General features: G+C 70.9%; 13 protein-coding genes. 5 read left to right on the top strand and 8 right to left on the bottom strand.

Features of this window, described 5'->3' with window-relative positions; genetic code table 11:
* Positions 1-14 precede the first annotated feature (14 nt).
* On the bottom strand, positions 15-482 hold the full coding sequence (locus OEB96_RS04240; RefSeq protein ID WP_266214139.1) for a hypothetical protein: 468 nt from the start codon (positions 480-482) through the stop codon (positions 15-17).
* A gap of 106 nt (positions 483-588) precedes the next feature.
* Here OEB96_RS04240 and OEB96_RS04235 point away from each other — a divergent pair, with 106 nt between their 5' ends.
* Together OEB96_RS04235 and OEB96_RS04230 are read left to right on the top strand one after the other, a co-directional pair.
* A complete protein-coding gene (locus OEB96_RS04235) occupies positions 589-2,412 on the top strand; it encodes a hypothetical protein (RefSeq protein ID WP_266214138.1) in 1,824 nt (607 codons plus the stop codon).
* A gap of 41 nt (positions 2,413-2,453) precedes the next feature.
* Entirely contained in the window at positions 2,454-4,667 is a 2,214-nt protein-coding gene (locus tag OEB96_RS04230; protein WP_266214137.1) for a C1 family peptidase, read from the top strand.
* Here the strand turns inward: OEB96_RS04230 and OEB96_RS04225 are convergent.
* The 4 genes from OEB96_RS04225 to OEB96_RS04210 all read right to left on the bottom strand — a co-directional run bounded on the left by OEB96_RS04225 (position 4,655) and on the right by OEB96_RS04210 (position 6,852).
* Positions 4,655-5,176: a hypothetical protein gene (locus OEB96_RS04225; RefSeq protein ID WP_266214136.1), complete on the bottom strand. Its 522-nt coding sequence runs from the start codon at positions 5,174-5,176 to the stop codon at positions 4,655-4,657. The genes OEB96_RS04230 and OEB96_RS04225 overlap by 13 nt on opposite strands.
* Positions 5,177-5,246: 70 nt before the next feature.
* Positions 5,247-5,774, bottom strand: coding sequence for a hypothetical protein (locus OEB96_RS04220; RefSeq protein WP_266214135.1), 528 nt, complete (start codon positions 5,772-5,774; stop codon positions 5,247-5,249).
* 62 nt (positions 5,775-5,836) lie between these two features.
* A complete protein-coding gene (locus OEB96_RS04215) occupies positions 5,837-6,520 on the bottom strand; it encodes a sigma-70 family RNA polymerase sigma factor (protein WP_266214134.1) in 684 nt (227 codons plus the stop codon).
* Positions 6,517-6,852: a PilZ domain-containing protein gene (locus OEB96_RS04210; protein WP_266214133.1), complete on the bottom strand. Its 336-nt coding sequence runs from the start codon at positions 6,850-6,852 to the stop codon at positions 6,517-6,519. The genes OEB96_RS04215 and OEB96_RS04210 overlap by 4 nt, the downstream gene beginning before the upstream one ends.
* 274 nt (positions 6,853-7,126) lie before the next feature.
* Here OEB96_RS04210 and OEB96_RS04205 point away from each other — a divergent pair, with 274 nt between their 5' ends.
* The 3 genes from OEB96_RS04205 (at position 7,127) to OEB96_RS04195 (ending at position 9,991) form a co-directional block, all read left to right on the top strand.
* Positions 7,127-7,654: a hypothetical protein gene (locus OEB96_RS04205; RefSeq protein ID WP_266214132.1), complete on the top strand. Its 528-nt coding sequence runs from the start codon at positions 7,127-7,129 to the stop codon at positions 7,652-7,654.
* Between the two features lie 39 nt (positions 7,655-7,693).
* Positions 7,694-8,629 (top strand): radical SAM protein, encoded by a 936-nt coding sequence (locus OEB96_RS04200; RefSeq protein ID WP_266214131.1) that lies wholly within the window; start codon positions 7,694-7,696, stop codon positions 8,627-8,629.
* Between the two features lie 300 nt (positions 8,630-8,929).
* Positions 8,930-9,991: a response regulator gene (locus OEB96_RS04195; protein WP_266214130.1), complete on the top strand. Its 1,062-nt coding sequence runs from the start codon at positions 8,930-8,932 to the stop codon at positions 9,989-9,991.
* On the opposite strand, the gene hxsC4 is transcribed toward OEB96_RS04195, so the two are convergent.
* The 3 genes from hxsC4 to OEB96_RS04180 are packed head-to-tail and all read right to left on the bottom strand — an operon-like array spanning position 9,988 to position 13,213.
* Positions 9,988-11,085 (bottom strand): radical SAM protein HxsC4, encoded by a 1,098-nt coding sequence (gene hxsC4, locus OEB96_RS04190; RefSeq protein WP_266214129.1) that lies wholly within the window; start codon positions 11,083-11,085, stop codon positions 9,988-9,990. The two genes, OEB96_RS04195 and hxsC4, sit on opposite strands and share 4 nt — an antisense overlap.
* Positions 11,082-12,692, bottom strand: a complete 1,611-nt coding sequence (gene hxsB / locus OEB96_RS04185; RefSeq protein ID WP_266214128.1) for a His-Xaa-Ser system radical SAM maturase HxsB — start codon at positions 12,690-12,692, stop codon at positions 11,082-11,084. Before hxsB ends, hxsC4 begins: the two co-directional genes overlap by 4 nt.
* A complete protein-coding gene (locus OEB96_RS04180; RefSeq protein WP_266214127.1) occupies positions 12,689-13,213 on the bottom strand; it encodes a hypothetical protein in 525 nt (174 codons plus the stop codon). The genes hxsB and OEB96_RS04180 overlap by 4 nt, the downstream gene beginning before the upstream one ends.
* Between the last annotated feature and the right edge of the window lie 159 nt (positions 13,214-13,372).

Raw genomic sequence — 13,372 nt, 5'->3', positions numbered from 1 at the left:
CGCGCGCGCCAGCGTCACGGCACGAGCCGAACCTGCCCCCCCTCGCGCTGGAACAACAGCTCCGTTCCCCACAGCATCGAGCTGTCGAGCGTGCGTCGGATCGACACCGTCATGCGCCCCTGGTCCTGGTCGTCGAGCATCTTGTACGAGACCCGGTGGGTGTAGTGCTCGCGCGGGAGCACGAAGCCGGTCCAGTCCGGCACGCCCTCGGTGATCACGAAGCCGCCGGTCTTGACGTCGACCACCAGGTTGTCGGTCTGCTCGATGCCGGTCGCGGTCATCTCCACCACCACCTCGACCTCGTCGGCCGCCTTGTTCTGCCAGCTCACCTCCACCTTGAAGGTCGCTCCCTGGTCCTGCACCGTGTCGGTGACGGCGGGAGAGAGCGTGGGCCCCGTGGCCTGCTTCTGGCACGCGCTCCCGAGCGTGACCAGCAGGGCGGCGGTGAGGGCAGGGGCGATCGCGAGGGCGTGGCGGCGCATGGCCGGCAGTATAACGAACCGTGCCGGGCCCGCCGCCGGTGCCGACGGTACCGACCGCGCGGCTTGCTATCATTGCGGCTCGACGCCGCGACCCCTTCCGCTTCACATGAGGCTCCCCGACATCGAGGCGCTCCGCGATCGGCTGCGCCGCCGTGGTGGCTGGCTGCTGCTGCCGTGGCTCTGCATGCTGCTCGGCTCGACGTTTCCGTACTTCGAGAGCACCCGCAACGCCAACGAGCGCCCGCGCCTTCTGCAGGGCATGGCGATCGTCGACGAGGGCAGCCTCGCGATCGACGGTCCGGCCGCACGCGGCCTCGATCCCGGTCCCGACGTGGCGCGCAGCGACGTCGATCAGCGGCTCTACCCCAACAAGCCTCCGGGGACCAGCCTGGTGGCGGCCGCGGGCTATCGGATCGCACGAGCGCTCGAGCGCGACGATCACCCGCTGACGCTGCGCACCTATACGTGGTGGACGCGGCTCCTCGGCGGGGTGCTGCCCACCGTGCTGCTGTGCGGCTGGCTGTGGCGCCGCTACGCACCACGAGCGGGGCCCGCCGTGACCGCGAGCGCGGTGGTGCTCTACGCCCTGGCCACGCCGGCCGCCTCGTATGCACACCTGCTCTACGGGCACCAGCTCGCGGCCCTGCTGCTCGCGGTGGGCACGGGACTGCTCTGCGATGCCACCGCGGCCGGTTCGGGTTCGGGCTCGGGTTCGGGCTCGGGTTCGGGCTCGGGTTCGGGCTCGGGTTCGGGCTCGGGCCCGACCCCCAGCCGAAGCGCCCGGCGTCGCGCGGCGCTGGGCGGCGCGCTGGCGGGCTGCGCGGTGGCGGTGGAGTACGGGGCCGTGTTCGCGGCGCTGCCGCTGGCGGGCCTGCTCGTCGCCGTGGTGCGCCGTCCCGGTGGTCTCGCACTCTCGCTGACCGGCCTGCTCGGCGCGTCGATCCCGGTGGCGCTGCTCGGGGCCTACCACCGCGCGGTGTTCGGCTCGCCGTGGTCGACCGGCTACCATCACGTCACCAACGCCGAGTTCGCCGCCAAGCATGGCCAGGGATTGCTGGGCCTGTCGTGGCCGCGCTGGGAGGCGTTCTCCACCCACTGGCTCTCCGCCGACGGAGGGCTGCTCTGGTGGGCCCCGCCGCTGGTGCTCGCGGCCTACGGTCTAATCCAGCTCGCGACGTCGCCCGGGCCCCACCGCGCCGAGGCGCGCGTGCACCTGGGCCTCTTGCTGCTCTATGGCGTGCTCGTCTCGAGCCTGAGCTTCGATGGCGGCTGGCGCGTGGGCCCCCGCTACCTGGTGGTCGTGCTGCCGTCGCTGGTGCCGGGCTGGGTGCATGCGCTCGGCCAGCTGCGCACCAACGTCCTCGGCATGGCGCTGCTGACCGCGCTGGCCACCTACGCGGCATGCGTCAACGGGCTGGCCGCCAACCTGTGGCCGCACCTCGATCTCACCAACGTCCACCAGCCGGTGGCCGAGGTCCTGCTGCCGCTGTGGGAGCACGATCTCGAGCCCTACGGGATCGCACGCCTCGTCACCGGACGCTCGGAGCTGAGCATGGTGGTCGTGGGCAGCGTGCTGACCGTGTGGCTCCTGCTGGCGGCCGCGAGCCAGGCCGGGATCCGCATGGCGCTCGGGTTGGCGCTCGGCGGCGGCATGGGCCTGCTGCTCGTGCAGGCCACGCGCTTGCAGGAGCCCCATCCCCGGGGGGCCCGCAACCTCGCGTACATCGAGACGATCTACGAGCCCCGTCCCCGGCGTGACGACGCGCAGGGATCGGCCGTCGATGGTCCGAGCGTCGTGCTGGTGCAAGAGCTGCCTCGCGCCGTTCCTGCTGGGGCCAAGCCCACACGGCCGCGCGCATCCTCACCGACCCGCCGTCGCGCTCGGCCCTCCGCATCGCATCGGGACACGGCCAAGCCGGCCCCCAAGTGATACCGTCTCGTTCGCCACCCGATCTCCTCGGAGCGTTGCTGATGATTCGCCGTTCGGTTCTCCTCCTGAGCGTCGCGCTCTTGGTCGACGCGAGCACGACCGCGGTCGCGCTCGCCGATCCTCCGGCCCCGCGCACCCGCAAGACCACCACCACCGCCAGGCCGGGCACGCGACCGGCGGCGCGCAAGGTCGTGACGGCCGATCCGGGTGCGGATCCGGGTGCCAATCCGGGTGCCGACCCCTCGGCCGCGCGCAAGCCCAAGCACCTCGGCTCGCTGATGCGTCAGCGAGCCCTGGGTACGCCACCCAAGGCTCCCACGATCGCCGAGCGCATCGTCCCGGTGGATCCGCACAAGGTCCGCAAGCCCGGGCATCGGCTCGCGGGTCGCGTGCCCAAGAGTGCCTTCACCACCACCAAGAACAAGAGCGAGCTGAAGTCCCGCGAGTCCCGGGCTCCCAAGCACATCAAGGACGACCTGGCCAAGCTGCGACGGTCGATCGAGCGCGACAAGCGACGCTTTCGCGTGGGCTACACCCCGGTGCTCGAGCTCCCCACCGCCAGCGTGACCGGCCTGCGCGAGCCCGAGAACCTCGCCGCGCTCGCGCGCAAGCAGAATGCCGAGGCCGCGACGCTGGCCCGCAAGCGCTTCGTGCCCAACCTGCGCCAGCGCTCGCTACGGCACCGGACCGTGGCCCAGCCCGATGGCGCAGATGCGGCCACCAAGGACGGCAAGTCGTCCGGAGTCGTCGACGATCCGTTCGAGCCCATGGTCGGCGACGCGGTCTGCTCGGTGGGGGCGACCGCGTGGAGCTGGAAGGAGTACCTGGCCCCGCCGCGCTCGCAGGGCAGCTGCGGCAGCTGCTGGGCGTTCGCCACCCTCTCCGTGTTCGAGGCGGCGCAGAACATCGCCAACGGCATCGACCTCGGCCTCGACTTCTCCGAGCAGCACCTGGTCGATTGCGCCGAGACCAGCGACGGCTTCGACATCGGCGACTGCTCGGGTGGCTTCACCGTGATGGTGTACGACTACCTGCAGAGCAAGGGCGACGTGCTCGAGAAGGACGTGCCCTACAAGGAGCGCAACGGCACCTGCGACCACGCGCGCAAGGCCGAGCACAAGATCGCCAACTGGGGCTTCGTGGACGAGAGCGGCGGGATTGGGTCCGTCGACCAGATCAAGGCGGCGATCTGCAACTACGGTCCCGTGTCGTCCTCCGTGTACGTGACCTCCGCCTTCAAGGCCTACAGCGGCGGCGTGTTCGACGAGATGGCCCGCGGCCAGACCAACCACGCCGTCTCCCTGGTGGGCTGGGACGACAAGCGCGGGGCGTGGCTGCTGCGCAACTCGTGGGGCACGTGGTGGGGCGAAGACGGCTACATGTGGATCAAGTACGGCAGCAACGAGGTGGGCAAGTCGGCCGCCTGGGCCGTGGTCGAGCCCGACGAGCTGCCTGCCAAGCCCACGACGTTCAAGTCGCGCAAGCTGGTCGTGCGCAACAAGACCGGCCAGCCCCTCGAGGTCAGCGTCCTCTACGAGTACGGCCGCAAGTGGTCGCCGGCTGCCCCGGGCAAGGGCGACGGCCAGGCGCTGCAGTACACCATCGCGAGCGACACCGAGGTGTCCCTCGGGGTGGACGGCAAGGAATTGATCGCCTCGAACGTGCGCCTTTGGGCCAAGGCCACCAAGGGCGGCGGCTCGTGGAGCAAGGATCGTACGTCCGACCTCTCGCTCGTGCCCGAGGGCTCCTATACCGGGCTGGAGCACGAGACCTTCGTCTACACCTTCGACCAGAGCAACGCCGATGCCAGCGCGGGCACGGGCAAGGGCACGAGTCAGGGCAAGGGCAAGTCGGCCAATGATGCGATCGCCGAGGCGTTCTCGCGCATCGAGGCGGGCAAGCACGAGGAGGGCAGGGCGATGTTCGCTCGCTTCCTCGAGGACCACCCCGGTCACGCCCGCGTGCCCGAGGTGCGGTTTTGGAGCGGCTACAGCCACTACCTCGAGGGCTCGTTCTACGAGGCGCTCCTCGAGTGGTACGACGTGGTCTACGAGTATCCCGAGGACGACTTCGTCGCGTATGCGCTCTACTACTCGGGCCTGGCCTACACCTCGCGCGGGCAGTGCGATCTGGCGATCCAGTGCTTCGAATTGGTGGCCCACGCGGGCTATCCATCGGCCACCAAGGAGTGGGTCGACGCGGCGCTGGATCAGATCCGCCAGCTCGAGAAGAATCCCAAGGCCTACTGCGGGTAGGTTCGGTCGACCCGTCGGCTCGCGCCACGTCGCCGGCTGCACGCGAGCACCATGAGCAGGCCCCACAGCCCGCTCGCGGCGCTCGGGCGTGCGCCCGTCGTGCAGCCGCGCTGCTGCCCCGGCGCGGTGGGTGGCGGGCCATCGGCGGTGCGTGGCGGCTCGCCCTCGTTGGACGCGGGCGGGCTCTTGCCATCGGCCTGCGGCGGCGGCGTGAGCTCGGCCGGGCCTTCCTTGCAGGCCACGCACGCGTGACACACCGTGTCGGGGGGACTGCCCTTGGAGTAGTCGAGGTCGCAGCACTCGTCGGCCCGGCACACGCCGGGAACGGTGGAGCGCTGCAGCTCGCCCCCGCCCGGCGGCTTGACCAGCTTCATGAGCCCGCACGCGTCGCCCTCGCGCTTGCCCTCGCAGGCCTGCACCGCCGGATTGGCGGCGGCCAGCGACGGGAACGCGAGCCCGCCGAGGCACAGGACCAGGCAACCGCGAGCGAGGGTCGAGAGGCGAGCCATGGGGGCCAGCTTGGCATGCAGCCTCGACCACGCCAAGCCGACGCATCCACCCCGAGCGTCACCCCGAGCGTCACCGCAGCCGGCCGGCTCGCAGGCGATGCCGCTGACGGACGCGCTCGAGCAGCGTGCCGCCGCACGCACCGAGCCCGAGCACACCCAGCAACAGCGGCCACGCGGGGCGCGGGGGATCCCTCGGGGCGGGGCCGGCCTCCAGCACCACCTCGACCGTCGCGGTGGGCCCCGCCACGGCCTGGGCGATCGCTCGCACCCGTCCGTCGAGCGCTTCGGGCTCGGGGATCGACTCGGACACCACCACCGCGAGCACGCGCACGGGCTCGGCCGCCTCGCGTTCGGGCTGCTCCACGTCCACGCGCACCGTCATCACCCCGGTCAGCAGGGCGATCGCGTGCTCGATCTCCCGGGCCAGCGCGAGCTCGCGGCGCGCTCGCTCGCCTTCACGAGTCGGGACGAGCGAGGCATCGCCGAACAGCTCCGCCTTGTCGGCGGCGCGGCCCCGGGGCGGCGTACGCTCGGGCGCATCGCAGCCCGTGGCGCTCACGAGCGCGAGCCGTGCGATCCATCCGAGGACGCGGTGCATGGGCCGAGGATGAGCGGCCCGGCCCGATCCGCCAAATAACCGAACCCTCCGCCCCCAGCCCGTCACGAGTCCGGTCCCACGCCCAGCTGCTTGCCCAGCCGTCGCAGCAGCGACGCGTGCTTGCGCGAGATCGTCGACTTGGACAGCCCCATGCGCTCGCCGAGCTCGGTCATGTTCAGGCCCTCCTCGTACAGGGCCGTCAGCATCGCGCGCTCTTGGTCGGTGCAGCAGCGCAGCAGCGTCGTGCGGATCTGGAGGCGCACCTGCGCGTCGAGCAGGTGCTCCTCGAGATCGCCCACGGCGTCGTCGGGCACGTCGTCGGGGTCGTCGACCATGCGCGACAGCACCACCGCCGCGGTGGTCTGGGCCACCAGATCGGAGGCCGCCGCCACGCGCTCGTGCAGCGTGCGTGGATCGAAGGCGTCGTCGTGCTCCTCGTCGTGCACGAGCAGCGCCTGGGTGGCCTGGAGCACCCGCAGGGCCCGTCCGCGCTGGCGCAGGCCGGGGATCGCCTTGCGTGCGGTGTCGATCATCGCCCCGCGCACGCGACGGAAGGAGAACGCGCGAAACGTCGTGCCCACGGTGGGGTCGTAGCGCAGGCCGCACTTGACCAGGGCCTCGTAGCCGGCCGATCGCAGCTCGTCCTCGGTCACCCGGGCCAGGCGTCTGGCGAGCGCACGCGCGAGCTGATCCACCAACGGCTTGGCCCGCTCCACCCGGCGGCGTTGCTCGACGGACAGGGTCACGACTTGTCGCGCTGCACGTTGTCGCGCTGCACGTCGCGCAGGTGCTTGCGCAGCGCCCACTTCTGCTCGTCGGTGAGGTTCTCGAAGCGCAGTCCCATGTCGTGCTCGGTGGCGCGGACCACCCGACCGGCGAGCGGGAGGTTGGCGGCGAGCGTGGGGAACGTGATGACGATCTGGACCAGCGTGCCGGGGGACTCCCAGGCCGGCTCGCCAAAGCGACAGCCGCCCATGCTGAGATCCGCGACCGGATGGGACAGCACGACCTCCTCGCCGATCACATCGGCACGGGCATCCACCGCAAACCGAGGATGGAGGCGCGATTCGGCGGACACGGCGACATGATAGCCACCGTGGGGCCCCGCGCGAAACCTGCGCCGCTCTGATCCGGGCCGAGGTGCCGCGAGGCATCGGGGACGGGTTGCGTCATGAGCGCGCTTGCCGAGCCGTGCGACGTCCTGACAGGTAGCCCCTGGCCGGATTGTCATTCTGGCAACCTCGGGACCTCCCCAGGGCGTCGGATCCCTGGACCAAACCCATGAATTTTCGTGCGGTTTGGCCTAACGTCCGTCGGGTCGCGGCCTTGCAAGACGTCGGTCGCTGCCCGCCATGCGCCATCGCCTTCGAACGTTGCTCCTTGGCCTGCTCGTCGCCGGGTCCCTCGCTCCCGTGGCCTCGATGACGGGCTGCAAGAACGGCCCCACCATCCCGGGGACCGAGATTCCGGACACCGAGGAGAATCGCGACATCCTCCGCGTGCTCGAGCGCTACCGGACCTCGTTCGTGCGCCGTGATGCCGCCGGGGTGCTCGCCACGGCCCATCCCTCCTACTACGACCCGGCCGGCACCGACGATCCGACCGACGACATCGAGTACAGCGAGCTCGGCCCGATCCTGCGCGAGCGCCTCGCCCAGCTCGAGGCCATTCGCTTCACCATCGACTACCTCGAGATCAACGTGGTGCAGGACCGGGCCTCGGTGAAGGTGTGGATCGACGCCAGCTTCCAGCTCCGTGACATCGTCGATCCCGACTCCGGCTCGCTGCGCGTCGAGGGCCGGCACACGCGCAAGCAAGACCACGCGATGTTCGAGCTGGTCCGCGATCAGGGCGCGTGGCGGATCACCAAGGGGCTCTAGCCGGCCCTCGAGCGGCGGGCGGAGCGAGGAGTCGTCATCGTGCCGGGGCTGCTCGACGTCATCCTCGGCTACGACTGCAACCTCGCGTGTGACTACTGCACGATCACCCCGGCCATGCGGGCCCGGGCGCTGCCCCGCGAGCGCGTGCTGCACGAGCTGTCGCGCGGACGCCGGGACGACTACGACGCGCTGTCGCTGACGGGCGGCGAGCCGACGATTCGGAGCGATCTGCTGATCCTCTGTCGGGCCGCGCGGAGGCTGGGGTACGGCGACGTGAAGCTGCAGACCAATGGCCTGCTGCTGGCGGTGCCGGGCAACCTGGGTCGACTGCGCGAGGCCGGGGTCAGCCGTGTGCACCTGTCGATCCACACCCACCGCGCCGATCGCTACGACGCGCTGGTCCGACGCGAGGGCAGCTACTCGCTGATGTGCCAGGGTCTCGACGCCGCGGTGGCCTCGGGTCTGCCGCTGGTGGTCGAGGTGATCCTCAAGACCGACACCTATCCCGACCTCGTCGGTGCGCTGCGCTGGCTGCACGCCCGCGGGGTCGTTGCGGCCGATCTATGGTTCGTGTCGCTCACCGACGGCAACGCCACCCACGTGGCCTCGATGCCTCGCATGACCGAGGTCGTCCCGGTGATGGCCGAGGCGTTCGCGTTTGCGCGGGCCCATGGCATGCAGGTGCGCTCGCTCCACGTCCCGCGCTGCCTGCTGGGCGACGACCACGAGCACGCGCACGACCCCGGGGCGGCGCGGGTGCGGGTCGTGACCCCCGAGGCCACCTTCGAGCTGCGACACAGCCGACTCACCGGGCAGCTGCACGTCCCCGCCTGCGAAGGGTGCACGTGGCAGTCGCGCTGCCCCGGGGTCCGCGAGGACTACCTGCGGCGCTACGGCGATGCGGAGCTCGCCGCCGCGCGGGGGCAGCCGCCCACGCGGGTCGGCACCGCGGGCCCGCTGCTGCCGGTCGTATAGGGACCTACGATGCCTTGCTCGGTCGTGCAGGAGCGGCTGCGGGGAGGCGACGAGGCGACGAGGCGCCCGCCCGGGTCAGCGCTCTCATGTTCGAGAGCATTCTCACGAATCAAAAGGCACGTGTGGGCGACGAGTTTTCCCGACTGCCCCACTAGTTAGAAGACGGATGCGCTCGCCGGTGCGAGCGCCACCCCCAAGACGGCCCCGGCTCAGGCCACCGAGCGCGGGCCCACGACCACCCAACCGCCCTGGCCTCGCCGTACTGCGAGGTCGGGGGACGGCGACAGGAGCGTCTTGCCCATGCAGAGCAGCACCCCGACCCACTCTTCGGACTACGCGTGCGTCCGCCTCACCTTCGACCTCGACCGCCTTCCCGGGGATCACCTCGCATCCATCATCGAGGAGGTGCAGAGCCTCGTTGGCGAGCACGTCCTGCTCACCGAGCTGCGGAGCGAGCCCGTCGTCCTCGAGTTCTCGGGGCCCGAGGCCGCGCTCGAGCGGCTGCGGCTCTCGCTGGTTCAAGGCGGTCTGCGGCAGGGCAACGGCCGCTGGCGAATGACCACGGGCGCGGTGTGTCGTCACTCGCTGCCGTTTCCTCGGCGCGAGCGCCTGGTGATGCTGGTCGACGGTGACGATGCCCGATCGCGTCAGGACGCCGATGTCCTGGCACGCGCGGCGATCGAGCCCTGCGTGGTGTCCGGCGCGGATGCAGCCGTGGTGTTGCTGCGGCACTCGACGCTGCCGTTCGACGCGGTGGTGCTGCGCCATCACCTGCCCCGGGGCAACGGCCTGCAGGTGCTCGACCGCGTGCGCGCCGAGCAGCGGCGCTGCAGCGTGCTCGTGATCGACGACAAGGCGCGTCCCGAGATCGCCCGGGCCTACCGGGTGCGCGGAGCGTTTCGCTACGTGTCGCGCCCCGAGGGGCCGGTGCAGCTCGTGTCCCGGGTCCACGCCACCATCCTCGACACCCAGGCGTGGCGTCAGGTGGAGGAGCCGGCCACGACCGAGCGCGACGAACCCCCTCGGTTGCTCGTCGACCCCGAGCACGCGGCCGCTCGTCTGCAGTACGTGTGCGGCCTGACCTCGACCGAGCGCGACGTGGCCAGCATGGTGCTCCGTGGCCTGCGGGATCTCGACATCGCCGAGCGCCTGCGCAAGTCCGAGCGCACGGCCAAGCGCTACGTGGGCAAGGTGCTCGAGAAGGCGGGCATCGCCAACCGCTCCAGCCTGTGGGCGGTGCTGCACCAGGACGGGCTCGGCGAGCTCTCCTCGGTGTCGGCCTCCGGCCTCGCGCCGGCCCCGGTCGACGGCAGCGAGCGCCAGTCGAGCGCCGAGGAGCCGCTCAGCCCCGCGCCGAGCTAGCCGGTGGCCGACGAGGGGGCCGGCCCGGGCACGGGCTGCAGCTCGTCCCAGCCGTAGCGCCGCAGGTAGTTGCCCCACACGCCCTCGCAGACCGCATCGTAGCGGCACGAGGCGCACTCGGGCCGCTTGCGGCGCTGGTCGTCGTCGAGGTCGGCGCGTCGGATCTGGACCAGCTCGCCCTCCTGGCCGCCCCGCCGCTCGTCGCGGAGCTCGGGCGCCAGCAGACCGCGGGAGTCGGTGGGCTCGAAGTGCACGTAGTCTTCCACGTAGCCGCGATTGAAGTCGGGCAGCGCGGTGGTGGTGCACAGCGGGATGTCCACGAAGAACGCCATGACCCTGGACTCGTGGCGTGCGGCCTGGTCGAGGAAGCGCTCGGCCTGCGCCGCGATCTCCGAGTACCGCGGAAACAGCTGTTCGAAATAGGTGTTGGCGCGCCCGTTGGCCTGCATCACGTTGAACACGACCTGATCCACGCCGTGGGCTCGCAGGAACCGGTAGATCGGCAGCAGGTGCGGCAGGTTGCGCTTGGTGACCACGGTGCTGGTGTGCAGGGCCAGGCCATGGCGCTTGTGGCGGGCGATCACGTCGATGCCGGCCACCGTCTGCTCGAAGCTGCCGGGGGTGCGGGTCAGGCCCTCGTGCAGGCGCCGCTCGTGGCCGTGGATCGACACGTAGAACTTGTTCATGCCGAGCGCGATCAGGCGCCGGGCGTACTGCTCGTGGCCGAGCGCGCGGCCGTTGGTCATCATCGAGACCCACTGGGCGCCGGCATCCTTGGCCATCTTCACCCAGTGGTGCAGGCGCTTGTTGGTGGTGGGCTCGCCCGAGGTGAAGCAGACCTCCTCGTAGCGCTCGTGCTGGGCGAGGATCCAGCGCACCGTCTCGTCGGTGGTGGCGGAGTTGGTCACGTAGCGACCGTCGCGGTCCTCCTCCATGCAGAAGATGCAGTTGTTGTTGCACACGGCCCCGGTGAGGATGTGCACTCGGGGGCGCCGTCCGGCGATCCGCTGCTCGATCGCGTCGCCTGCCACGGCCTCCTGCCCTGCCGCGGCCTCGCGCCCTCCCGCGGAAGGACCGTGAGCGGCAGCGGTCATGCCGGCCCTCCGCGCGGGGTGACCGGGTCCGCAGGGGCGGGGCTCGAGGGGCTCGACGCGTCGGACAGCGGCTGGACGAAGTGCTCCCGCGCCCGGATCGTGGTCCAGCGCTCGAAGGTCCGCAGCACGCTCGGGTCGCCCTCGTCGAGCTTCTCGAACAGGTAGTCCTGGATGCCCTTGTGCACCGCACACACCGCGTTGTCGCGCATGCGCCCGAAGATGCTGCCCTGGGTCTTGTGGTTGTAGGCCGCGTTGGTGCCGCAATAGGGCTGATAGGTGCAGTGCACGCAGTCGGGCTGGGCGTCGAGGTTGGTGGCGATCGCCAGCGCGCGCACGGTGGGATGCCCGACCAGCTCGCGGTAGCGCGCGGTGTCGACGTGCCCGAGCCGGAAGCTCTGGTCGCCGGCCGCGGCCAGCATGCGGCCCTCGTCGCAGGTGTAGATGCTGCCGTCGTAGTCGTAGGCGAGCGCGCCGATGCCGGCCCCGGCGGGGCTTCGCAGGTCGAGGAAGTTGGGGTCGTGTCCGCCGAGGATCTTGGTCAGGAAGATGGCCGCGTAGCGCTCGAGGATCTCCACCCCTCGCGCGTTGAGCTCGAGCATGTAGTCGACCGCGCGGCGGTAGTACTCGAGGTACTCGTGGCGCGGGTACTCGAGCCGACGGGCCGTGCGCTCGGCGAACCCGAACGGATCGATGGGCCGCAGGAACAGGCTGCGGCACCCCAGCTCCACGTAGGTGTCGACCACCTCCTTCCACATGGGCAAGGTGGCGCGGGTGGTCGTGAGCAGGGCCTCCACGTGGTAGAGGGTGGGGTCGAGGCCGAGCTGCTGGTAGCGCTCGTTGATCCGGCGGATCCAGAACACGGTCTTTTGGTGGGCGTCGCCGGTGGGCAGCCTGCGCTGGGCGTTGTGCAGGGCCTGCGGGCCGTCGACGCTGGTGCACAGCTGCACGCGATGCTCGATGAGCCAGTCGAGCTTGGCGTCGTCGAGCAGCGAGAAGTTCGACACCATGGTGAACTCGAGCTGCTTGCCGCGCTCGCGGTTTTGGCGGGTGGCGTAGTCGACCACCTCTTGCACGACCTCGTAGTTGACCAGCGGCTCGCCGCCCTGGAACTCGAGGGTCACGAACGGGCTGGTGCTCGCGAGCGCGAGGTCGACGGCCTTGCGCGCCGTCTCCTTGCTCATGTCGGTGTGGACCGCGTCCATGTTGGCACGCGAGGCGTGGCAGTAGGCGCAGGTCTCGTTGCAGCGCAGGGTCACCACCAGCATGTGGAGGTTGGGCCCGGCCTGCAGGAAGGAGCGGCGCGCGCGGAGGCGCTCGACGGCCTGCGGCACGCGATAGCCCTCGCGCAGGAAGCCGTGGGAGGACAGGCGGTCGTGCAGGGGCGAGCCCTCGGGGACCTCGCCGCGGGCGAAGGCGGTGAACTCGTCGCGCGACAGCAGCAGCCACCGGCCGTCGACGTTGGTCACCAGCACGTGGTTGCGGATCGGACGAAAGCGGAACATGGCCTGGGTGCCGGCCCGTGGGCGTATGGCGGCCATGGGAAGCGGCACGGGCCGCAAGGCGGCGAGGTCGGCCGGAACGTCCGGGTCGTGGCCGGCGTCGGTCATCGGCTGTCCTCCGAGTCGGCGCCTTCGGCCGAGGTCTCGGCCGAGGCCTTGGCCGAGGCTTCCGAGGGTAGCGGGCGGCCGTGCTTCTCCTCCCAGCTCTGGGCGATGCCCAGCGGGTCGTCGAGCGCTTCGTCGGTGAAGTCGAAGTCGGCCAGATCGGCCAGCGACGGCGCTCCCATGGCCCCGGCCACGGCCTGCATGGTGACCGTCTCCACCAGCACGCGGTTGTCCTGGGTGAGCTGGTGGCGGAAGGCGGCGCTGAGCAGCTCGTTGGCGGCCTCGCCCACCAGGGCGCGCAGGTCCTCCGGGGTCGCGGCGGGGGCCTTGCTCGCCAGGGTGAGGCGCACGCGGCCATCGACGGGGCGATCGAGCAGCACGTAGGCGCGGTCGATGAACACGTAGGCGGCGGCGTAGATCGCCGGCAGGGGGTAGAGGGTCGCGTCGATCTGCAGGGAGACGGAACCGTCGTCCAGATCGACCTCCAGGAGGCCCTCGGGGGCCTGCAAGGGCAAGGTGCTCATGGGTTTGCTCGAAGGGTGGCGGCCACCGAAGCTTGCGCAGGGTCAGGTTATCAGCTCGGTGCTGGGGTCAAAAGTGGGGGATTCGAGGCGATGGAAGGTCGACGGGGGCCGCCGCGTGCAGGTGCGGTCGAGGGCGATGGGGCTCGCGAGCGGTGGTTT

Origin of the sequence: Paraliomyxa miuraensis, from assembly GCF_026337845.1 — a bacterium.
Classification (GTDB): domain Bacteria; phylum Myxococcota_A; class Polyangia; order Nannocystales; family Nannocystaceae; genus Paraliomyxa; species Paraliomyxa miuraensis.
This window is presented reverse-complemented; position numbering and strand designations above follow the sequence as displayed.